The sequence below is a fragment of the Cognatiyoonia sediminum genome, assembly GCF_900129845.1.
In the GTDB taxonomy this organism is placed as follows: Bacteria; Pseudomonadota; Alphaproteobacteria; order Rhodobacterales; family Rhodobacteraceae; genus Cognatiyoonia; species Cognatiyoonia sediminum.
Genome location: NZ_FQXB01000001.1, coordinates 946,583 through 967,192, shown reverse-complemented (window position 1 = coordinate 967,192; position 20,610 = coordinate 946,583). Strand labels below are relative to the sequence as shown.

Sequence of the window (20,610 nt, the reverse complement as noted above, 5' to 3'; positions counted from 1 at the left end):
TCTGTTTTGACTGACACGCCGCGTCTTGCGTTGACCAATATCTCAAAGTCCTTCGGCGGTCAGAAAGTCGTCGATGATGTGAGTCTGGATATTATGCCGGGGCAGGTCACATGCCTACTTGGGCCGTCTGGATGCGGCAAGTCCACAACGCTCCGGATTACCGCTGGTGTTGAGATGCAGGACAGCGGCTCGATCCATCTTGATGGCAACTTGATCTGTGACACCAAACACCACGTCCCGCCAGAAAACCGCTCTATCGGTTTGATGTTTCAGGATTTTGCGCTCTTTCCGCACCTCAGCGTGGCAGCAAATGTAGGTTTTGGTATTCCCAAATCAGAAGCACACAAGCGCGTCCCAGAGCTTTTGGCAAAAGTCGGGATGCAGCGCCACATCGATCGCTTTCCTCACGAACTTTCGGGAGGAGAACAGCAACGCGTAGCTCTCGCGCGCGCTCTTGCGCCACGTCCACGCGTTATGTTGATGGATGAACCGTTCTCCGGTCTCGATGATCGCTTGCGAGACGAAATTCGGGATGAGACACTGGATGTCCTCAAAGCCGAAGGGACTGCCGTTCTTCTGGTCACGCATGAGCCGACGGAAGCCATGCGGATGGCGGATGAGATCGCATTGATGCGCAAAGGGCGGATTGTGCAACGGGGTGCGCCTTATAACATCTACAACTCACCTATTGATTTAGAGGCGGCCAAATTTTTCAGTGATATTAATATCATATCGGGCGAAGTTCAGGGCGCTTTGACCCGCACAGCCTTTGGCGAGTTTTTGGCACCCGGGGTCGAAAACGGCCAAGTCGTCGACATCTGTATTCGGCCGCATCATTTGAAGATCGATTTTGACCGGCATGGTCGTGGACCGAACCCCACGCCATCTGATGGAACAGCAGCGCGCGGCATTGTCAAACGCGCACGCTATGTCGGATCGCAAAGTATTGTGGAATTCAAGATGGATTCCGATGGGTCGATCTTGACCGCCCATATCCCGTCTGTGTTTTTGCCTAAGCCTGACACGCCCTTGTGGTTGATGATCCGGCGAGATCGTTGTTTTGTGTTCCCGCGTAACTGACGGAGACACCATGACCACCACGCATGACGCCCTCGAAGATCCGCGCAATGCGGACATTTTGATCTATGTGAACGGTGATGTTGTTCATCGTGATGAGGCCAAAGTCTCTGTCTATGATTCTGGCTTCATGCTTGGGGATGGCATGTGGGAAGGGATGCGCCTTTACGACGGCGTTTGGGCCTTTTTCGATGAGCATATGGATCGTTTCTTCAATTCCTGTAAGGCCGTGTCTTTAGATGTCGGCACGGACAAAGCGGGCATTGCCTCCGCCTTAGAAAAAACGAGACAAGCCAACGACATGCACGACGATGTTCATTGTCGTTTAATGCTAACACGCGGAGTAAAGGTAAAGCCATTCCAGCACCCCTCGTTGTCGCAATCCGGCCCGACGCTAGTAATCATCATGGAGCATTCGAAGCCAGCGGATAACCTGCATAAGAAAGGCATCCGGCTCGCCACTGTCCCGCAGGTACGTGGGCTGCCGATGGCGCAAGATGCGAAATACAACAGTCATTCCAAGCTCAACTGTGTGATTGCCTGTTTGCAAGCGGAACAGGCAGGCGCTGACGAGGGATTGATGCTCGATCCACATGGGTTCGTAAATACGACGAATGCCTGCAATTTCTTCATTGTACGGCGGGGCGAAGTTTGGACTTCAAACGGCGACTACTGCATGAACGGGGTGACAAGGCAAAAGGTGATCGACCTGTGCCGCGCGAATGACATTCCAGTCTTCGAAAAGAATTACTCCCTCTATGAAGCCTACGGCGCCGATGAAGCATTTTTGACCGGCACCTTTGGTGCTCAAACACCGGTTGCAGAAATTGATGGCAAATCCATCGGGACAGGGGATCGTCCTGTCATGGCGCGGATACAAACGCTATATAAACAAGCGATTGCCGATCACGTCGCAGCGCAGAAAGGATAGATCATGCTACTCGATACGCCCATCTGCGATTTCGGTTGGCAAGCGCCGGAGTTTACCCTGAAGGATCCCGATGGGACGGCGTTCACCATGTCAGAGCATTTGGGCGACAAAGGCCTATTGATCGCCTTCATTTGCAACCATTGCCCCTATGTGAAAGCAATTGCGGATCGACTGGCGGCGGATGCAAAAGCGCTTCAATCCGAAGGGGTCAATGTTCTGGCGGTTATGTCCAACGATTACCTGAGCTATACGGCGGACAGCCCTGAGAAGATGAAGAAATTCTCTGAACAGTACGGTTTCACCTTCCCCTATCTCGTCGATGAAGACCAATTCGTAGGCCAGGCCTATGGTGCCGTTTGCACCCCTGACTTCTTTGGCTTCAACAAGGACGGTGGCCTGCAATATCGTGGGCGCTTGGACAGTGCCGCAATGGGCGACCCAACGGATCGCGTTCCGGAGTTGTTAAATGCGATGCGGCAGGTGGCGGAAACAGGCGAAGGTCCAAGAGATCAGACCCCGTCCATGGGCTGCTCGATTAAATGGCGTTAGCGATTTAGACGCGCCGCGCGGCCACCACGACGCTTGACCAGCTTCGATTTGCGGGCAGGCAAGTCGTCCATCACAGCTTTGCGTTCTTCGCCGCTCATCCGAGACCAAGCGCCGATTTCTTCAATTGACCGCAAACACCCTGTGCACAGACGCGCCTCCGGATGGATCACACAGATCTTCACGCAAGGGCTTTCGATCTCATCCCGCTGCCAAATGGCGTCACTGTCTTTCACGTCTCAGCCTTTCAAATGCGCCATGCGATCCAGCGCTCCTTGCAAAATATAGCTGGCCGCGACGTGATCAATGACCTCTGCGCGACGTTTTCGTGACGTATCCGCCTCCAATAGCGCGCGTTCTGCTGCAACCGTGGACAGTCGTTCGTCCCAAAACGTGATAGGAAGGTCGGTCAACTTCTCCAAATTTCGTGCAAATGCCCGTGTTGCCTGACACCGCGGTCCTTCGGAACCATCCATATTCATTGGCAAGCCAAGAACGATCCCATGCACACCACGTTCTTTGAGAAGTGACAAAAGTTTCCCAGCATCGATGCCAAACTTCTTACGTTTGATCGTCTCCACAGGCGTCGCAATCTGGCGAGAACCATCAGACACGGCCACGCCAATCGTCGCGGTCCCTAAATCCAGCCCTGCGATGGGGCCAAATGCGGGCAGGGTGCTTTGAAACCCTTCGACGTCATCAAATGTCATTTCGAAACCCCGATGGCCGAAGCAGCCTCGCGCAGCACGGCCACGGCATTTGGGTCGCTCCCGAAGACTTCAAACGCCTCGCGCAATACCGTCTGTGCGGTCTCAATTTCGCCAAGCACACCATATGCGCGCACCAGTCGCGCCCAATCCGTGACAGGCCCGCCTTCGGTAGCAAGTCGGTCCGAAAGGCCACTGACCATATTGGCAATCATCGCCGCCCGATCCTCGTCACTGAGGTTTTCGGCAGCTTGAATGGTCGCCAAATCCGGCCCACTGAACTCTGGCAGGCTGTATTCAATCCCCGCACGTGCGGCAGCGTTTTCGATGTAGTTTCGGGCCAAAGCAACATGGAACGTATCGGTGCCTGCGTCCACCAACGGCCGCCAAAGTCGAAATGCAATATCAGGCCGTCCGGTTTGGTTGTGCATCGCGCCGATGTAGTAGCGACCTGCAACGTTCTCTTCATCCCGGCTGAGCAACTCGCGAGCTACCTCTTCTGCCTCTTTCGAGACAAAGCCATCGGCAGCCGCGACCAATAGATCGGCCAAGCGCACCAATTCTTCTTCGGACCCTCCGTCGCTTAGTTCGATCACACGCGCCTGTGCCTCCGCCGCGGCAGAATAGTTCCGCAATTCAGTCTCGTGGAACGCCAAAAGTTCCCAACCTTTCAAATCGTCAGGTCGCGTTGGCATGATGTCCCGCAGTTGCTGGACGCTCGCCAAATACTCTTCCGGCGCATCGACCTCCGGCGGTGGCGGAGCAACCGCGACCATATCGTCTTGTGACGGTCGGTTCTCTCGTAACTCCTCCGCCTGCGCCAAACGTTGAGCAAGCGGTTGATCTGCTTCGCCCGGTGCGCCCGCGATCCAATACGTGCCGACCGATACCGCGACCAAAAGCACCGCCGCACCAATCGCCAAGCTGCGACCCGGCCCTTCGGTCGCAACGGATTGTTCAGCTTTCGCCGCAACCAAGAGGCGACGCGATACCTCTACACGCGTACGTTCAGCGCTGTCGGCATCCAGCGTGCCTCGCGCGACGTCGCGATCAATCTCTCTGAGTTGTGCCTTGTAAACAGCGACGTCGGGCGAGGAAGTGTCTTCTGCTGACCCACGCAAAAGCGGCGCCGCGACAAAGACCGCGACAATCAGCGTCAGCAACAAAACCGTGACCCAGAAAATCATCAAGTCTCCCTTCGTTCGCCCCCTACGTAGTGGGGCTAAGCAAGAAGGAAAAGGCTCTGCGACCAAACGCACCTAGCAGATCACGATCTGTTGTCGCAAAACTACCCAAGTGTGCCGCTGCGAGTATCCTTCGATCTTTGGAGTAAGGGCACACACTTGCTAAGGTTTTCAAAGCCATGACCGGGGATTCGACATGAAGCGCTATTCCGCCTTTGCCATCGCCAAAGAAGCGATCCGCCAACATACAGGTTGGACACGCGCTTGGGCGTCGCCTGAGCCAAAGAAGAAATACGATGTGGTCATCGTGGGCGCGGGTGGTCATGGTCTTGCGACCGCGTATTACCTCGGCAAGAATTTCGGCATCACCAATGTCGCCGTGATCGACAAAGGCTGGCTTGGTGGCGGCAATACGGGTCGGAACACCACGATCATTCGGTCGAATTACCTGCAAGACCCCTCTGCCGCGATTTATGAAAAGGCGCGCAGTCTTTATGAAACCATGTCGCAGGATCTGAACTACAACGTTATGTTCAGCCCGCGCGGCGTAATCATGTTGGCCCAGACGCAGCATGAAATCCGTGGCTATAAGCGCACCGCGCACGCGAACTCTCTGCAAGGGGTTCAAACCGAGTGGATCGGTCCTGAGAGGGTGAAAGAGCTGTGCCCGATTATCAACCTCGACGGCCCACGCTATCCGGTTTTGGGTGGTCTCTGGCAAGCGCGCGGCGGCTCTGCCCGTCACGACGCGGTGGCGTGGGGCTATGCGCGGGCCTGTTCAGACATGGGCATGGATATCATCCAACAGTGCGAAGTCACCGGCGTGATGACCGAAGGCGGTAAGGTCAAAGGCGTGAACACCTCCAAAGGCGATATCCTTTGCGATAAGCTAGGAATGGTTGTTGCGGGCCATGCCTCCGTTCTTGCGGGGATGGCGGGCTTTAAACTGCCGATTGAATCTGTGCCGTTGCAAGCGCTTGTGTCAGAGCCGATCAAGCCTTGCATGGACGTGGTGATCATGGCCAATACCGTTCATGGCTATATGAGCCAATCTGACAAGGGCGAGATGGTCATCGGTGGCGGTACCGATGGGCACAACAATTACACCCAGCGCGGATCGTTCCACCATATCGAAGAAACCGTGCGTGCCTTGGTCGAAACCTTCCCGATGATCGCGCGGTTGAAGATGCTGCGTCAGTGGGGTGGAATCGTGGATGTCACGGGCGACCGCTCTGCCATTCTATCCAAGACGCCAGTTGACGGGATCTTTGTGAACTGCGGCTGGGGCACCGGCGGGTTCAAGGCAATCCCAGGCTCAGGCTGGGCGATGGCCGAGCTAATGGCCAAGGGCTACTCACCGCTAACGGAAGAATTTAACATGTTCCGCTTCAAAGAGGGCAAGTTCATCGATGAGAGTGTGGCCGCAGGGGTGGCGCACTGATGTTAAGAGCCGTCGCTCCAATTACCCAACCCATGGCTGGTGCCGATAGCTCGTTGCTTTCGGTCGATGGCGCTCTCAGGAGCGTGCGGTCGGTGCGAGGTCTGACTAAGCAGTTTTCTGCGCTGCCGCCTTGCCCACCAAATTATGCCTATCAAAAGAGCTGCGTTAATGACCATCGCGAGGATGAAGATAAAACCAAGGCTTTCCATCCTACGCATATAAGTGCGATGACTGCTGATATCAAAACCACAGGCACGGCGGCAACGCAGGGTAGCGCCCGAACCGCCCCCACGGGGCGGGCGCTTCGCGACCACCCCTCGGTTCGGTCGCTTCCCTCAGCGCAATCTGGCCGAGTGCTTATCAGCGTTTCAGCCAACCCACGCCCAAATCCGTCGGGGATTTTTGCCGATGTGGTCTCTGCTGTTCGATCTGCTTTGATGCAGATGTCAGCAAAGGAGACCGCACAATGGTTGATTTCACAGACAAATACGAAGTTGAAAAGTCCGGCAGCGCGGGCGTTTACATCGCCGCAGCTTTTGTCGTCGCAGTCCTGCTCTTCATGCTTTTCGCAGGCGGCGGCGGGACGGTCAGCGATCCGGCCCTTCTCACAACGCCAGAGGCCACAGCCACAACTGGCAACTAAGAACGACCCCACCACATCACGACCAACTTACGGCGGATACGCATGCGTGTCCGCCTTTTTGGCGCGCACAAACGCCCTGTGTACAGGCTGTGTACGCTCTGTGTACGCAAAACATACCCACTTTTCAGAGGCTTGCCCATGCTGATCCTGCGGTGCCCATATTGCGGCGTTGACGTCGACGAAACCGATCTTCACGGCGGTGGAGAAGCGCATTTGAAGCGCTTCGGTCCTGGTTCAACGGATGATGAATTCCACGACTATTTGTTCATGCGCGAAAACCCGAAAGGCGTGCATTTTGAACGTTGGCAGCACAGCTATGGCTGCGGGAAGTGGTTTTTGGCCGCCCGCTGCACGGCGACGTTGGAGGTGTTTGGAACCTATCCGGCTCAAACCACCGAGCCACCAAAGGAGGTTGTTGAAGCCATTAAAGCCAAACGTCCGAATTGGGAGGTTTTGTGATGAGCACGCGTTTGCAGTCTTCCGGTCGTTTGTTGAATAAAAACAACCCAGTATCCTTCACCTTTAACGGAAAAAAGTTACGCGGATACGAAGGCGACACGCTTGCTTCCGCGCTCTTGGCGAATGATCAGCTGTTGGTTGGGCGCTCCTTCAAATACCACCGTCCACGCGGCGTTGTTGCCTCTGGTGCGGAGGAGCCAAACGGCCTCGTCAACCTCGGGCGCGATGGGCATTTTGAGCCGAACCAGCGCGTGACAACGCAAGAGCTGTTCGACGGTTTGGAAGCCACATCGCAGAACCACTTCCCAACGCTCGAATTCGACGTGGGCGCGATCAATACACATTTAAGCCGTTTCCTACCTGCCGGTTTTTATTACAAAATGTTCATTTACCCGCGTCCGTTCTGGAAGCACGTGTATGAACCCTTCATTCGCAAATCCGCAGGTTTGGGCAAAGCGCCAAAGGATCGCGATGCAGATACCTACGAACACTTCCACGCCTATGTGGATGTCCTGATCGTAGGTGGTGGCATCGCAGGTCTGACGGCTGCTTTGGCTGCTGGCCGTGCAGGCGCGCAGGTGCTTTTGATCGAGCAGACAGCCCATTGGGGCGGTCGCGCGATGGTGGATCAGCCAGAGATTGACGGCATGTCAGCAGAGGCTTGGGTTGCTCAGACATTGGCGGAGCTGAACGGCATGGCAAACGTGCAGACCCGCACTCGCATGATGGGGTCGGGCGTATATGACCACGGGTTTGCTATGGCCTATGAACGGCTGGGAGATCATGGTCCGCATGACGGGCCGCGTCACCGCCTGTGGAAAATTCGCGCCAAACAGATTGTGACAGCAACTGGGGCGATTGAGCGTCCTTTGTCTTTTGCAGCCAATGACTTGCCGGGTGTTCTTCTAGCGTCCGCTGTGCGGGATTACGCGTTGAACTACGGTGTGTCCGTTGGGGATCGCACCGTTGTGGTCACCAACAACGACGATGCATACCGGACAGCAATTGCATTGAAAGAAGCAGGCCTCGAAGTGCCAGCAATCATTGATGCCCGCACCGAAGCCACGGGCCAGCTGCCAGAAGCGGCACGCGCTTTGGGTATCCGTGTTGAGACGGGCAAAGGCGTTGCCACGGTCAAAGGTGGCAAGCGCGTCACCGGAGTGGCGATCTGTGCGCAGGCGGGCGAAGGCTCCGTCCTGGAAGAAATCGGATGTGATTGCGTCGCTATGTCTGGCGGTTGGTCGCCTGTCGTGCACCTGTGGTCCCACTGTGGCGGTAAGTTGAAATGGGATGACGAGCAAGCGATGTTCCGGCCCGATCCAAAACGCCCACCGATGAACCAGAACGGGATCGGTTTTGTTTCTACGGCCGGGGTTGCCAATGGCTTCCTCAGCACCGAAGGCGCTTTGACCGACGCCTTTGCAGCAGGTGAAACCGCGGCCAAACTGGCAGGCGCAAAAGGCAAAGCCGACAAGGCTCCGATGGGTGCCGACGCGGCGGAACAGCCGATCTCTCCGGTTTGGCTGATGCCGCAAGGCGCGTCCTACAAGTTGCGCTCAAAGGCATGGCTCGATTTCCAAAACGACGTAAAGGTCAGCGACGTGCAATTGGCCGCCCAAGAGGGTTTCGAGAGTGTCGAACATGCCAAACGGTACACCACTCTGGGCATGGCAACCGATCAAGGTAAATTGAGCAATATCAATGGCCTCGCGATCCTTTCTAAATCCTTGGATTCTGAAATCCCGAACGTGGGCACGACGACTTTCCGTCCGCCGTATACACCGATTTCGATGTCTTCCATCGCCGGTGTGGCGCAGAATGAATTGTTCCAACCGCTCCGCAAGACGCCGGTCTCCGATTGGTCGAATGACAACGGTGCTGACAATGAACCGGTTGGCGCGTGGCGTCGTGCGTTTGCCTATGTGCGGTCCGGCGAAAGTGTGCATGACGCGGTGAACCGTGAGGTGAAGAACACCCGCGAAAACCTTGGGCTGCTCGACGCCTCGACCCTCGGTAAGCTGATTGTAAAAGGGCCGGATGCGGGAAAATTCCTCGACATGATGTACACCAACATGATGTCAAACCTGAAGGTCGGTAAATGCCGTTACGGCTTGATGTGTACCGAGAATGGGTTCCTGATGGACGACGGCGTTGTCGCGCGCATCGATGAGGACACGTGGCTGTGTCACACGACCACCGGCGGGGCGGAGCGTATCCACGGCTGGATGGAAGACTGGCTGCAATGCGAATGGTGGGATTGGAAGGTCTATGTGGCCAATGTCACCGAACAGTTCGCGCAGATCGCTGTGGTTGGCCCGAATGCGCGCAAAGTGCTGGAAAAACTCGGCGGTATGGATGTCTCGAAAGAGGCGCTGCCGTTCATGGAATGGCGTGATGGCAAAATTGGTGAGTTTGATGCACGAGCTTACCGGATCAGTTTCTCTGGCGAACTTAGCTATGAAATTGCTGTCCCTGCGAGCCAAGGCCGGGCCTTCTGGGATGCGTTGACTGAGGCGGGTGAAGAGTTCGGTGTGATGCCATACGGCACTGAATGCCTGCACATCCTGAGGGCGGAGAAGGGCTTTATCATGATCGGGGATGAGACCGATGGTACGGTCATCCCGCAAGATCTTAACCTTCAGTGGGCATTGTCGAAAAAGAAAGACGATTATCTCGGCAAACGCGCGCATGAACGCAGCCATATGGCCGACCCGAACCGGTGGAAGCTGGTTGGGCTTGAGACGTTGGATGGTTCTGTGCTGCCGGATGGGGCCTATGCAATCGCCGAAGGCACGAATGAGAACGGGCAGCGGAATACGCAAGGTCGCGTGACCTCGACCTATTACTCAGCGAACCTTGGTCGAGGGATTGCCATGGGACTTGTGCACAATGGTCCAAACCGGATGGGAGAGGTGATCTCTTTCACCAATATCGGCGGCGAACCGATCCGAACAAAGATCGTCGATCCGGTGGTCTATGACAAAGACGGGGAGAAGCAAAATGTCTAATGTAGTCAGTGCCTTGGACGGCCAGGTAGCCCCGGGTGAAGTGACCGTGCGCGAGCTGGGCTTGCGCGGAATGATCACGCTACGCGGTGACTTGTCCTCACGCAAGCTGCAGAACATCTGCAAAAAGCTGACAGGCGTTGCGTTTCCAAAGCAAGGCGGCGTGGCGTCAGAGGGCGACAAGGGCTTGGCATGGATGTCACCGGACGAAGTTTTGGTGATGGTGCCTCATGCGGAGGCTGCGCCGGCTGTGGCCGCGATTGAGGCCGCGCTGAAGGGAGAGCATTTCTTGGCCGTCAACGTCTCCGACGCCCGCGCGGTTTTCTCTGTACAGGGTGCGTTTTCAAGGGAAGTAATCGCGAAGTTGGCACCAGCTGATTTGCATCCTGATCGGTTCAAAGAGGGTATGATGCGCCGGACCCGTTTGGGGCAGGTAGCGGCTGCGTTCTGGATGGTCGATGAAGAGACTTTCTGTGTGATCTGTTTTCGGTCGGTCGCGGAGTATACGTTTGGCTTGTTGAAGGCGTCTGCGGGCGCGGGGGAAGTTGGGTACTTGTGATCGTTTGTGTCGGACTAGCCTAGAAAATTACGCAAACATCTGAGGCCACAACATTTATGCGGGTAACTTTGTCATCCGTGAAATGGATCTGAAGAAACTCTTGTGAGCTCTGATGATCAATTGTGTACCCTTCACACCAAGCCCCAAGCGCCATTATGCGAGGATTGAAGGAACGTTCGAATGTGCCTTCGAGAAGTTGCAGGACATTAGAATGTGACATTCCAACCTTAATCTGATTTGCTGGAAAGGGCAGGTCGGCTATGGCTCGACTCTCTGCGCCGGATGCCATTTCTACATTTGTAACAGGTTCGCTTGTATCGAGTGGGGAGCAGGCGTTTGCAGAAAATGCAATGGCTAGATACCACACATTTAATATCAACTTCATTCTGAAATGTTCCTTAGGTCCATCCTAAATGTCGACAACACTGCGTATGAGTCGGACCGAAATCAAGCCGAAGGCGACTGCCGGTGCGGGGGAAGCCGGACGCTGTAGTTAACGCTGCAACTTCGTGCCATACTATCTTTAGAGGAGTGTGAAATGTTCGGCACTGACAAGTTCAAAGTCGACTTCACTACAGCTCGGCTCCGTGTTCAAAGTTGGAACAGCGGTGCCGACGGGTCATCATGGTCGGATATAGAAGTGACCGGACTCAGGCGCCTACTGACGCCAGCGGTCCTTCGCCACCTGCCACCTTCAATGCACTTAACGGACTTCGACAGTGAGATTCAGGGTTGGGTTGGTGAACGGTTGGATGAGAGCAACCTATTGAAAGTGAGCTTCGAACAACGCCTTGTCGGGTTGGTGATCTTGGCTGTCGAGACGACTAAATCGCGGCGGCCAAACGTCCATATCGGCTACTTATTGGCAGAAGATACGTGGGGTCAGGGTTTAGCAAGCGAATTGATTGTTGGGTTGGTGGAAGCTTTGTCGCCTCTGGCGCCGGTCAGATTGGTGGGTGGTGTGGAACGCGGAAACTCTGCGTCTGCTCGTGTTCTTGAAAAAGCCGGTTTCGCCTGCGACGCTCAGGTCCCGATGGATGGTGTGGATACTTACTTTTTAGACATTCCAGAAACAGGGTAGGTCTCCTACCCATTTGCCAAGTCTGATTTTTGAGGGGTTTCGAACTCTACCTGTAGACGAGTGGTCCGTCGGAAGACTAAGCTTCAAGTGATTTAGTATTTTTTGGAACGACACTTATGTCCGGAAATTCCGTTATTTCAGCCGTAGATGTTTTCGCGCTCCCCCTTTGGCTTTTGGTCCTTCTTGTTCTGATCCTCATCCCGTCTGCGGCGCTCTTAGGCTACCGCACGGGGCGTCACACATATGGTCTTCAACAGGACCTACCATCAGACAAAAAAGCACAACCGAGCGATACCTCGATTGGCGCTTTCCTCGCTTTGTTGGGCTTGCTTTTGGCCTTTACCTATTCCTTCGCCCTGTCTCGGTTCGACGATCGCAAAGATGCGCTTTTGCTAGAAGCCAACGCGCTCGGCACGGCCTTTGTGCAGGCGATGTTGTTGGAAGAGCCAAAGCAAACCGACTACCGCGAAGCCATTCTGGCCTACGCCGAAACACGCAGCTTTGGGACGGCAATGAACCGCGACGGGACGCCTTTGGGCGACTTGTTGAATGTATCACTTGAGCGTCAAGCGGCTCTGATCGACGCGCTTGAAACCGTCTTGGCATCCGATGTCGAAGCCGCGATCCGGAATTCGATGACGGGGAGCCTAACGGACATTCTGGACGCACATACCATCCGGGTCGAAGCGCAGGCAGATAGCATCCCGCAGGCGCTCAAATACCTGTTGACAATGGTCGCTGCGTTTGCCGTTTTCATGGTCGGTCATGATGCTGGGATCCGGGGCAAACCTTTGACATGGCGCGTCTTGGCGTTTTCCGGGTTACTCATCATAGTGCTGGTACAGATATTTGACTTTGAACGTCCAGCCTCAGGGATCATTCGGGTGCCAGAGACCATCATTTTGATCACGATAGAGGATATGCGTTCAGAACTCGCTGTTGAACAGTCGTCGCTTCAGTAGGTCGTCATTGACAAATGGGGACTGGACCACTCTATCGGTGTTCTAGCCCCCTGTTGCCGAGAGCTGACATGCATATCACAGAACCCGCACGCCAGATTGATGTTATTCACACAACTGATGTTTTGGTTGTTGGCGCAGGTCCAGGTGGATTGGCCGCGGCCTTGGCGGCTGCGCGGGCAGGTGTTCAAGTCACTTTGGTTGAGCGGTTCGGCTGCTTTGGTGGAAACATAACCACCGTCGGCGTCGAAGGCTTTGCGTGGTATCGCCACGAAAAGACGGTCGAAGCCAATGGGATTGGACGCGAATTCGAAGACAGAGCCAAGGCGATGGGGGCAGCCGTTCCGGAATCGCAATCGTTGAGCTACGAGTTAGATAGCGAGGGTTTTAAAGTCGTTGCGGACCAGCTGGTCGAAGAGGCTGGTATCACGCCGATGCTCCACCGGATGTTTGTTGCGCCGATTATGGAAGGCGACCGGATCACCGGCATCATCACTGAATCCAAAGCAGGGCGCGAAGCGATCTTGTGCAAGGTTGTTATCGATGCCACGGGCGATGCTGATATTGCGCATCGGGCAGGCGCGCCGGTTACGCATCCGCCACGCGAAGAGCTACAAGCGGCGAGCGTTATGTTCCATGTCGCCGGCGTGGATAAGGCGCGCTTTATGGATGACGTCCGTGAAAATCCTCAGACCTATGCCGATTGGTCCACAGGCGAATGGACGGTTGAGACAGATGGGAAAGAAGACGAGATGTTCTCGCCCTTTCTCAAGAAGCCTTTCGAGGTTGCGCGCGACGCTGGTGTCATCCCATCTGATTTGACGACGATCGCAGGGACTTGGGGTGCTGTGCATGACAGTGGCGAGATGACCTATATGAACCTCGTTCATTTGGGCAATTGTGATGGTACCGATCCTGCTGACCTGACCCATTTCGAGATCGAAGGGCGGCGGCAAGCGATGATGGCGATTGAAGCATTGCGGCGCTTTGCGCCGGGATGTCAGGAGGTACGGCTACGCAATTTTGGGATGACCCTTGGTGTGAGGGACACTCGGAAGATCGACGCTGTTTACAATATGACCGAAAACGATGTGCGCCATGAGGCCCGTTTTGAAGATAGCATTGGTATCTATCCCGAGTTTATCGATGGCTACGGGATTTTGATCCTCCCGACCACAGGGCGCTACATGCATATTCCCTACCGGTCCCTTCTGCCGAAGAGCGTCAAAGGCTTGCTTGTTGCAGGCCGTGCAACAGGCGGGGACCGTGTTGCCCATGCTGCGACACGCAATATGGCATGTTGTGCTGTTGCAGGACAGGGCGCTGGGATTGCCGCGGCTCAAGCCGTCAAATCAAATGCTGAATTGGACATGGTCGATCTGGATGCAGTGCATAAGGAATTAGACCGGCAGGGCGTCCGCAGGCTTTAGGATTTCAACCTTCACTGCAACGCTCAATCGCGCTGAACTTCATTGTCGCGAGCTGAAATACAGCACTCGCCAAATGCTTTCGACTTGACGCCACGGCCAATCACGCTTTTTAACCCCATAGAACATTACCCAACAGAAAGATGGTCCGATGGCATTTTCCCTTCCTGATCTTCCCTACGCACATGACGCTTTGGCTTCCAAAGGCATGTCCGCTGAAACACTCGAATTCCACCACGATCTGCACCACAACGCCTATGTCACGAACGGCAATGCGGCGATTGCCGGGACGGAGTGGGAGGGTAAATCCCTCGAAGAGATCATCGTCGGCACATACGATGCGTCTGCTGTTGCGCAGAACGGGATCTTCAATAACATCTCTCAGCTTTGGAACCACAACCAGTTCTGGGAAATGATGGGTCCTGGCGATAACGCGATGCCGGGCGAGCTGGAAACAGCGCTGGTCGAAAACTTCGGTTCCGTCGATGAGTTTAAATCCCAATTCTCCGCCGCTGGCGCAGGTCAATTCGGCTCTGGCTGGTGCTGGTTGGTGAAAAACGCCGATGGATCTTTGGCAGTGACCAAGACCGAAAACGGTGTGAACCCGCTTTGCTTTGGTCAGACAGCTTTGCTCGGCTGCGACGTCTGGGAGCACAGCTACTACATCGATTTCCGCAATAAGCGCCCAGTCTATTTGTCGAACTTCCTCGACAATCTGGTGAACTGGGAAAACGTTGCATCCCGCATGTAATCCCATTTTCTGATTGAATTACTGAAAGGCCCGTGGGACGTCTCACGGGCCTTTTGTTTTTTGGAGTTGCCAAATGGGACCGACGTTAGAGCAGATCGAAACCGCCGCCGAACGATTGTGCGGTGTGGTGGTTGAGACACCGGTGCTGAAGTTGCAGCAGGCGAAATGGCAGGGCTTGCCAGTAGAGGCGGATGTGACAGTGAAGCTGGAGTTGTTTCAGCAGACTGGCAGTTTTAAAGCGCGTGGGGCTTATCTTGGGATCGCGGGGTTGGACGATGCAGCGAAGGCTGCCGGGGTTGTAGCGGCCAGCGGTGGCAATCACGCGATGGCGGTGGCTTGGGCCGCGAACGCCGCTGGTGTCGATGCGTTGATCGCGATGCCTGAAGCGACTGATCCGACGCGTGTGGAGGGCTGTGAAGCACTTGGCGCGCGGGTTGAGTTATGCGCTGATATGCCAGCCGCGTTTGAGGTGATGGAGCGGGAGGCGGCTGGCGGCCGCTTTCTGATGCACCCGTTTGAGGCGGAGCATATGGCGCTTGGCTCGGCGGTTCTTGGGGCAGAGTATCTCAGGCAAGCCCCCGAGGTGGAGGTGTTTGTTATTCCGGTCGGCGGGGGCGGGATGATCAGCGGCATGTCGCGGGCGATTAAGCTACTGAAGCCCGACGCCTTGGTGTTTGGCGTCGAACCTGTTGGCGCGGATAGCATGAAGCGGAGTTTCGAAGCCGGTGAGCCTGTGCGATTGGAGCGGATTGATACGATTGCTGACAGCCTCGGCTCACCCTTGGCGATGCCTTATACGTTTGGAGTGGCACATGAGAATGTTGACGAGATCGTCCATCTCACAGACGCACAGATGGTCGAAGGAATGCGCGCTTATCTCGACGTTCTGAAGATCATGGCAGAGCCCGCCTGCGCAGCCAGCCTTGCCGCGATTTGCGGGCCTTTGAAAGACCGGTTGGCTGGCAACCGCGTTGGCATCATCGCTTGCGGGTCGAACATTGGGTCTAAACGATTTGACAGCTTAGTTTCTTAGAGCAAATTGCAACGATGACTCCAGCGCGTGGACATCCGGCACAACTGTGACGTAAGACAGGATGTCCGCGCCCGCAAAACCTTCGCTGACCACATGGTTCATCAGGCTCAAGAGCGGCGCCCAATAGCCTTCTGTGTTTACAAGGAAGATTGGTTTGCTGTGCAGGCCCAGTTGCCGCCAAGTCAAAGCCTCGAAAAACTCATCAAGGGACCCAGCGCCGCCTGGGATCATGACAACCGCATCTGCGTTCATGATCATCACCTTTTTGCGCTCGTGCATTGTTTCGGTGATGACAAAGCTATCGAGGTCTTGCTTGCCGACTTCCCAATCCATCAAATGGGTCGGGATCACGCCAAATGTCTTGCCACCTGCATTCTGAACGGAATTCGCGACACGCCCCATAAGGCCGACATCGCCCGCGCCATAGACCAAGCGCCAACCGTTCTTGACCAGCATAACACCGGTATCCTCGGCAGCTTTGGCATAGGCGGGGTTATTTCCGTCGCGAGAGCCGCAATAAACACACACTGATTTAGGAATTGCGCTCATCACTGATCCTCACGATAGCTTGTCTTTGACGGTACTTAGTGCTGTTGCTATGGTCCCACAACCTTACGGGCTGCCAATTCTGTAAGGTGTGGGGACGCAACGAATAAATGGTGGTGGAAGATGGCTTCAAATTCGGGTCAGTTGGCCCTGGGTGCGCTCGCGGCGGCGGTCGTTGGCATAGGGGTTGTCTGGTTGGTTCCACGGCCAGAAACGGCTGTTGTTGCGCCAGTAGAGGAAGCGGTTGCCGTACCTGCTGAAGAGGGGGCTGTTGCGTCGGGTGAAGGCGCTGCGGTGTCGACGACTGATGAGGTTGCCGAAGCACAGACCGAAGCCGTCGAAACGAGCCCTGAGGAAGATGTTGTAGCGGGTGTGGAAGTTCCGACCGTCGGAATGCGCGTCGAAGGGGACGGCATCATGGTCGTGACCGGTCGGGCCATTGGTGCGTCGGATTTGGATATTCTTCTTGATGGTGAAGCGCTGGAACGTGTTCTTGTCGGGGCCAACGGTGATTTCGCGACTGTCTTATCCGTTCCACCGTCATCACAGGGTCGTATCCTTTCGGTAATCGCCGATCCCGATGGCGAGGCGATCGCATCTGTCGAAAACCCGTTGATCTTACCAAGCGTTGAACAAGAGCCGTTGATCGAAGACGAGGTGGTTGTCGCCGGGGCGGTAACCTCTGTTGATGAAGGCGATCTAGCTGAGGCCGCGGACGCTACAGAAGAGACGCCGACCGAAGTCGTCGATCTAGCCACTGATCAAAGCGAGGCGGAAGATACGACTAATACCGAAGTCGCGAGCGAAGATGCTGAAGTTGAGTTGGAGCAGCTCGCTGAGGCTGACGCACCCGATGCGGTAGAGGAGCTTGCCGAAGTGCAGGAGCCAGCAGAGGTAGTCGAAAACACGGATTTAGTGTCTGAAGAAGAGGCGTTAGCGGATGCTTCTGAATCGCCAGCAATCGAAGAAAACGTGGCAGAGATTGAAGAAACAGAAACTGTAGTCGCGGAGGCGGAAGCGACTGCCAGCGAAGCCGCCTCGGAAGCTGATACTCAAGTAGAAGTCACAGATGCCACTTCGACCGCCGAACAGACTGAAACCCAATTGGTGGCAGACGAGGACGGCGTTCGGGTCGTCTCAACCGGGCCTCAGGTTCTGTCCAACGTTGCTTTGGATTCGATCAGTTACGATCCAACAGGCGCAGTTCTCTTGACCGGCCGTGCCACGGGCGAAGGTTTTGTTCAGGTCTACGTCGACAATCAACCCGTCACCACATCTCGGATCACCGAAGGCGGTGACTGGCGCACGGATCTGCCAGAGGTTGATACCGGCGTTTACACGCTGCGGATCGATGAGGTCGACGCCGAAGGGGAAGTCGTCAGCCGAATTGAGACACCGTTCAAACGTGAAGAACCTGAAGCCGTTGCCGCGGTTCTGGCCGAAGAAACCGCAGAGGATGACTTCAAGGTTGCAGTTCGAACCGTTCAACCAGGTGCGACGCTCTGGGCGATTGCGCGGGAACAGTTTGGCGAAGGGATCTTGTACGTCGCTGTCTATGAGGCGAACAAGGATCAGATCAGGGATCCAGATCTAATTTACCCCGGACAGGTTTTCAAAATACCCGAATTGTCAGAATAATTCCGACAACACTGGCACTTTGTCTCTGCGCACCCTAGGTAGAGGGGCCGAGCGGAGTCCTCTATGCGCAAATTGACCAAGACAGACGCCAACCTGAATAACGAACGTATCCAAGGCTGGAACGTGATCAAGCGGGTTGTGCCCTACCTTTGGCCAGAGGGTGAGACGGGTGTGAAAGTCCGCGTGGTTGCTGCTATGGCGGCGCTACTGCTGTCTCAGGTCATTGCTGTTTTGACGCCGCAGTTTTTTGCGCAAGCGGTTGACGTGATGACGCCAGAGACGGCTGATATTGGTACCTACCTCGGCTTGGGCGCCGTGGGATTAACGGTAGCCTACGGGTTCGCGCGCTTGATGACAGTTGGTTTCCAACAGCTGCGCGATGTTATCTTCACGCCTGTGGGCCAGCGCGCCTTGCGAAAGCTCGCCCTGGAGACCTTCACCCATATTCACCGCCTGTCGATGCGCTATCACATCACGCGTAAAACAGGTGGTTTGAGCCGGATTATCGAGCGTGGGGTAAAAGGCGTCGAATTCCTTTTGCGGTTCTTGTTGTTCTCCGTCGGGCCGTTGGTTCTGCAACTTTTGATGATCGCAGGCGTGCTCTTTTTCACCTTTGATGTTTGGTATCTGGTCGTCGTGGCCGTGACGATCGTCCTTTATGTCTGGTTCACTTTTGCTGTCACAGAATGGCGCGTGAAAATCCGCAAGGTCATGAATGATCAAGATACGGATGCGAACCAGAAGGCCATTGATAGTCTGCTGAACTTTGAAACGGTGAAGTATTTCGGTGCGGAACGTTGGGAAGCCGAACGCTATGACGGCGCGATGAAGAAATACGCGCAAGCAGCGATCAAAACGAACTACACGCTCGCGTTTTTGAATTTCGGTCAATCGCTGATCATTACCGCTGGTTTGGTCGCCGTGATGGTTATGGCTGCGCTGGGCGTGAATGATGGAACGCTCACGGTCGGCGATTTCGTTTTGGTCAACGCTTACATGATCCAGATCACCATGCCGCTAAATTTCCTTGGTACGGTTTATCGCGAAATCAGACAGGCGCTCATCGATATGGGCGATATGTTTGATCTATTAGAGCAGCCGGCAGAGGTTCAGGACAAGCCAGATGCAAAGGATTTGGAGATCAAAGGTGGAGCTATCTCCCTGAGCGGTGTGGCCTTTGGTTATGACGAAGAGCGTCCAATCCTGAAAGGCATCGATCTGGATGTCCCCGCTGGGCAAACGGTTGCGATTGTTGGATCGTCCGGTTCGGGTAAATCAACGATCGGACGCTTGTTGTTTCGGTTCTACGACGTCAATGGCGGCGCACTCGCGATTGATGGACAAGACGTAAGGGATGTGACGCAAGAAAGCCTGCATGCGCAGATCGGAGTGGTGCCGCAGGATACCGTTCTGTTTAACGATACGGTCTATTACAACATCGCCTACGGGCGGCCAGATGCGACGCGGGATGAAGTTATCGCTGCGGCTAAAGCTGCAAAAATACACGACTTTATCGAAAGTCTGCCGGACGGGTATGAGACGACCGTTGGGGAACGCGGTTTGAAACTGTCAGGCGGTGAGAAGCAGCGGGTTGGTATCGCCCGGACCTTACTCAAAGATCCGCCGATCCTTCTGCTGGATGAGGCGACATCGGCTTTGGACACGGAAACCGAACTCGAAATCCAAGCCGAGTTGGAGCACATGGGCCACGGCCGTACGGTGATCACCATCGCGCACCGGTTGTCGACGATTGCCAATGCCGACAAGATCGTGGTGTTAGAGGACGGTCATGTTGTCGAGCAAGGCACACATGACGAATTGCTTAGCCTAGACGGCCGCTATGCCCATCTTTGGAACCGTCAGTTAGACGAAGAAGAAATCGCTTAACTTTCTGAATATTGCCTTGAAGCTGCCTTTGGTAGGGCACGTGCGAAAGGCAGTCATGTTTCAACTTTTAGGTGAAACATAGGACTGAAGAATTCATGCGGCTTTCATTTTTACCGGCTCTCGCGATGGCGACGGCATTGTCTGGGTGTTTGCAGGATCTTTATACTGATTCAGGATTTACCAACGTAACCTCTACTGGTTCGGTCACGGAAAGGTTGGGTCAACAAGGTATTGCATCCGTAATTGATGCAGATGGAGATGGGTTCGCCTATTCCTCAGGGACTGAATCAGGTGGCGGTCTTAGGGCTGTAGCAGGCTTTACCAATCCATCGGACATAGGCCTTCGACCGGTCACTTCTGTCGGTCGGTACACTGGACGCTATGAATTGATCGAGGTCTATGACATCGACTTGAGAGGCGGCTTTATTTCCGGCTCACAAGATCAGGTGTCTGGTTCGATTGTGCTCAATGCGGATTTCAGCACTGGAACGCTCACGGGACGGGCAGGGGAGTTATCAGTGTCTGGCCGCGCCCTTGGCAGTCAATTGACAGGTGGTGTCCAATATCGAGGGGTATCTGGCGATCTGCGAGGTGTGCTCGGCGATGACAAGGCGATCGGCGCGTTTCATGGCAACGATGCTGACTTGATCTATGCGGGCGGTTTCTTAACTTATCGCGACTGAATTGAGCTACAGTCGCAACACTTAGAAAATCCGGCAGACGCCTAAAACCTCTG

21 protein-coding genes are annotated in these 20,610 nt (G+C 55.1%); 16 read left to right on the top strand and 5 right to left on the bottom strand.

Features of this window, described 5'->3' with window-relative positions; all coding sequences use genetic code 11:
• Positions 1-6: 6 nt before the first annotated feature.
• The 3 genes from BUA85_RS04835 to BUA85_RS04825 are packed head-to-tail and all read left to right on the top strand — an operon-like array spanning position 7 to position 2,557.
• Positions 7-1,080, top strand: a complete 1,074-nt coding sequence (locus tag BUA85_RS04835) for an ABC transporter ATP-binding protein (protein ID WP_072899723.1) — start codon at positions 7-9, stop codon at positions 1,078-1,080.
• A gap of 10 nt (positions 1,081-1,090) precedes the next feature.
• On the top strand, positions 1,091-2,008 hold the full coding sequence (locus BUA85_RS04830) for an aminotransferase class IV (protein ID WP_072899722.1): 918 nt from the start codon (positions 1,091-1,093) through the stop codon (positions 2,006-2,008).
• 3 nt (positions 2,009-2,011) lie between these two features.
• Positions 2,012-2,557, top strand: a complete 546-nt coding sequence (locus tag BUA85_RS04825; protein WP_072899721.1) for a thioredoxin family protein — start codon at positions 2,012-2,014, stop codon at positions 2,555-2,557.
• On the opposite strand, the gene BUA85_RS04820 is transcribed toward BUA85_RS04825, so the two are convergent.
• The 3 genes from BUA85_RS04820 to ccmI are packed head-to-tail and all read right to left on the bottom strand — an operon-like array spanning position 2,554 to position 4,448.
• Positions 2,554-2,790 carry a DUF1289 domain-containing protein gene (locus BUA85_RS04820; RefSeq protein WP_083526177.1) on the bottom strand — a complete coding sequence of 79 codons (237 nt, stop codon included), beginning with the start codon at positions 2,788-2,790 and terminating at the stop codon, positions 2,554-2,556. The two genes, BUA85_RS04825 and BUA85_RS04820, sit on opposite strands and share 4 nt — an antisense overlap.
• 3 nt (positions 2,791-2,793) lie before the next feature.
• Positions 2,794-3,264 carry a Holliday junction resolvase RuvX gene (gene ruvX, locus BUA85_RS04815; protein WP_072899720.1) on the bottom strand — a complete coding sequence of 157 codons (471 nt, stop codon included), beginning with the start codon at positions 3,262-3,264 and terminating at the stop codon, positions 2,794-2,796.
• Complete coding sequence (ccmI, locus tag BUA85_RS04810; RefSeq protein ID WP_072899719.1) at positions 3,261-4,448, bottom strand: c-type cytochrome biogenesis protein CcmI; 1,188 nt, start codon at positions 4,446-4,448, stop codon at positions 3,261-3,263. The genes ruvX and ccmI overlap by 4 nt, the downstream gene beginning before the upstream one ends.
• Before the next feature lie 193 nt (positions 4,449-4,641).
• Here ccmI and BUA85_RS04805 point away from each other — a divergent pair, with 193 nt between their 5' ends.
• From BUA85_RS04805 to BUA85_RS04785, 5 genes are all read left to right on the top strand, one after another.
• Entirely contained in the window at positions 4,642-5,886 is a 1,245-nt protein-coding gene (locus BUA85_RS04805) for a sarcosine oxidase subunit beta family protein (protein ID WP_072899718.1), read from the top strand.
• Between the two features lie 466 nt (positions 5,887-6,352).
• Entirely contained in the window at positions 6,353-6,529 is a 177-nt protein-coding gene (locus BUA85_RS16750; protein WP_165611584.1) for a hypothetical protein, read from the top strand.
• Between the two features lie 138 nt (positions 6,530-6,667).
• Positions 6,668-6,988, top strand: a complete 321-nt coding sequence (locus BUA85_RS04795; RefSeq protein WP_072899716.1) for a sarcosine oxidase subunit delta — start codon at positions 6,668-6,670, stop codon at positions 6,986-6,988.
• A complete protein-coding gene (locus tag BUA85_RS04790) occupies positions 6,988-9,996 on the top strand; it encodes a sarcosine oxidase subunit alpha family protein (RefSeq protein WP_072899715.1) in 3,009 nt (1,002 codons plus the stop codon). The genes BUA85_RS04795 and BUA85_RS04790 overlap by 1 nt, the downstream gene beginning before the upstream one ends.
• Complete coding sequence (locus BUA85_RS04785; protein WP_072899714.1) at positions 9,989-10,552, top strand: sarcosine oxidase subunit gamma; 564 nt, start codon at positions 9,989-9,991, stop codon at positions 10,550-10,552. Before BUA85_RS04790 ends, BUA85_RS04785 begins: the two co-directional genes overlap by 8 nt.
• 19 nt (positions 10,553-10,571) lie before the next feature.
• On the opposite strand, the gene BUA85_RS04780 is transcribed toward BUA85_RS04785, so the two are convergent.
• On the bottom strand, positions 10,572-10,937 hold the full coding sequence (locus tag BUA85_RS04780) for a hypothetical protein (RefSeq protein ID WP_072899713.1): 366 nt from the start codon (positions 10,935-10,937) through the stop codon (positions 10,572-10,574).
• 153 nt (positions 10,938-11,090) lie between these two features.
• Between BUA85_RS04780 and BUA85_RS04775 the strand changes: the two genes are divergently transcribed.
• The 5 genes from BUA85_RS04775 to BUA85_RS04755 all read left to right on the top strand — a co-directional run bounded on the left by BUA85_RS04775 (position 11,091) and on the right by BUA85_RS04755 (position 15,803).
• Complete coding sequence (locus tag BUA85_RS04775) at positions 11,091-11,633, top strand: GNAT family N-acetyltransferase (protein ID WP_072899712.1); 543 nt, start codon at positions 11,091-11,093, stop codon at positions 11,631-11,633.
• 116 nt (positions 11,634-11,749) lie between these two features.
• Positions 11,750-12,595 (top strand): bestrophin-like domain, encoded by an 846-nt coding sequence (locus BUA85_RS04770; RefSeq protein ID WP_072899711.1) that lies wholly within the window; start codon positions 11,750-11,752, stop codon positions 12,593-12,595.
• A 68-nt stretch (positions 12,596-12,663) separates the two neighbouring features.
• Positions 12,664-14,022, top strand: coding sequence for an FAD-dependent oxidoreductase (locus tag BUA85_RS04765; RefSeq protein WP_072899710.1), 1,359 nt, complete (start codon positions 12,664-12,666; stop codon positions 14,020-14,022).
• 148 nt (positions 14,023-14,170) lie between these two features.
• Positions 14,171-14,770, top strand: a complete 600-nt coding sequence (locus tag BUA85_RS04760; protein ID WP_072899709.1) for a superoxide dismutase — start codon at positions 14,171-14,173, stop codon at positions 14,768-14,770.
• 73 nt (positions 14,771-14,843) lie between these two features.
• A complete protein-coding gene (locus BUA85_RS04755) occupies positions 14,844-15,803 on the top strand; it encodes a threonine ammonia-lyase (RefSeq protein WP_072899708.1) in 960 nt (319 codons plus the stop codon).
• Here the strand turns inward: BUA85_RS04755 and BUA85_RS04750 are convergent.
• A complete protein-coding gene (locus BUA85_RS04750) occupies positions 15,792-16,352 on the bottom strand; it encodes an LOG family protein (protein WP_072899707.1) in 561 nt (186 codons plus the stop codon). The two genes, BUA85_RS04755 and BUA85_RS04750, sit on opposite strands and share 12 nt — an antisense overlap.
• Positions 16,353-16,472: 120 nt before the next feature.
• Here BUA85_RS04750 and BUA85_RS16500 point away from each other — a divergent pair, with 120 nt between their 5' ends.
• The 3 genes from BUA85_RS16500 (at position 16,473) to BUA85_RS04735 (ending at position 20,557) form a co-directional block, all read left to right on the top strand.
• Positions 16,473-17,987 (top strand): LysM peptidoglycan-binding domain-containing protein, encoded by a 1,515-nt coding sequence (locus tag BUA85_RS16500; protein WP_242648989.1) that lies wholly within the window; start codon positions 16,473-16,475, stop codon positions 17,985-17,987.
• A 63-nt stretch (positions 17,988-18,050) separates the two neighbouring features.
• On the top strand, positions 18,051-19,874 hold the full coding sequence (locus BUA85_RS04740) for an ABCB family ABC transporter ATP-binding protein/permease (protein ID WP_072899706.1): 1,824 nt from the start codon (positions 18,051-18,053) through the stop codon (positions 19,872-19,874).
• A gap of 95 nt (positions 19,875-19,969) precedes the next feature.
• Positions 19,970-20,557 carry a hypothetical protein gene (locus BUA85_RS04735; protein ID WP_072899705.1) on the top strand — a complete coding sequence of 196 codons (588 nt, stop codon included), beginning with the start codon at positions 19,970-19,972 and terminating at the stop codon, positions 20,555-20,557.
• Positions 20,558-20,610 lie beyond the last annotated feature (53 nt).

Coding starts and splice junctions, on each gene's coding strand:
- BUA85_RS04830 (WP_072899722.1), top strand. CDS start 1,091: ATGACCACCACGCATGACGCCCTCGAAGATCCGCGCAATGCGGACATT.
- BUA85_RS04825 (WP_072899721.1), top strand. CDS start 2,012: ATGCTACTCGATACGCCCATCTGCGATTTCGGTTGGCAAGCGCCGGAG.
- ruvX (WP_072899720.1), bottom strand. CDS start 3,264: ATGACATTTGATGACGTCGAAGGGTTTCAAAGCACCCTGCCCGCATTT.
- ccmI (WP_072899719.1), bottom strand. CDS start 4,448: ATGATTTTCTGGGTCACGGTTTTGTTGCTGACGCTGATTGTCGCGGTC.
- BUA85_RS04805 (WP_072899718.1), top strand. CDS start 4,642: ATGAAGCGCTATTCCGCCTTTGCCATCGCCAAAGAAGCGATCCGCCAA.
- BUA85_RS16750 (WP_165611584.1), top strand. CDS start 6,353: ATGGTTGATTTCACAGACAAATACGAAGTTGAAAAGTCCGGCAGCGCG.
- BUA85_RS04795 (WP_072899716.1), top strand. CDS start 6,668: ATGCTGATCCTGCGGTGCCCATATTGCGGCGTTGACGTCGACGAAACC.
- BUA85_RS04790 (WP_072899715.1), top strand. CDS start 6,988: ATGAGCACGCGTTTGCAGTCTTCCGGTCGTTTGTTGAATAAAAACAAC.
- BUA85_RS04785 (WP_072899714.1), top strand. CDS start 9,989: ATGTCTAATGTAGTCAGTGCCTTGGACGGCCAGGTAGCCCCGGGTGAA.
- BUA85_RS04780 (WP_072899713.1), bottom strand. CDS start 10,937: ATGAAGTTGATATTAAATGTGTGGTATCTAGCCATTGCATTTTCTGCA.
- BUA85_RS04775 (WP_072899712.1), top strand. CDS start 11,091: ATGTTCGGCACTGACAAGTTCAAAGTCGACTTCACTACAGCTCGGCTC.
- BUA85_RS04770 (WP_072899711.1), top strand. CDS start 11,750: ATGTCCGGAAATTCCGTTATTTCAGCCGTAGATGTTTTCGCGCTCCCC.
- BUA85_RS04765 (WP_072899710.1), top strand. CDS start 12,664: ATGCATATCACAGAACCCGCACGCCAGATTGATGTTATTCACACAACT.
- BUA85_RS04760 (WP_072899709.1), top strand. CDS start 14,171: ATGGCATTTTCCCTTCCTGATCTTCCCTACGCACATGACGCTTTGGCT.
- BUA85_RS04755 (WP_072899708.1), top strand. CDS start 14,844: ATGGGACCGACGTTAGAGCAGATCGAAACCGCCGCCGAACGATTGTGC.
- BUA85_RS04750 (WP_072899707.1), bottom strand. CDS start 16,352: ATGAGCGCAATTCCTAAATCAGTGTGTGTTTATTGCGGCTCTCGCGAC.
- BUA85_RS16500 (WP_242648989.1), top strand. CDS start 16,473: ATGGCTTCAAATTCGGGTCAGTTGGCCCTGGGTGCGCTCGCGGCGGCG.
- BUA85_RS04740 (WP_072899706.1), top strand. CDS start 18,051: ATGCGCAAATTGACCAAGACAGACGCCAACCTGAATAACGAACGTATC.
- BUA85_RS04735 (WP_072899705.1), top strand. CDS start 19,970: ATGCGGCTTTCATTTTTACCGGCTCTCGCGATGGCGACGGCATTGTCT.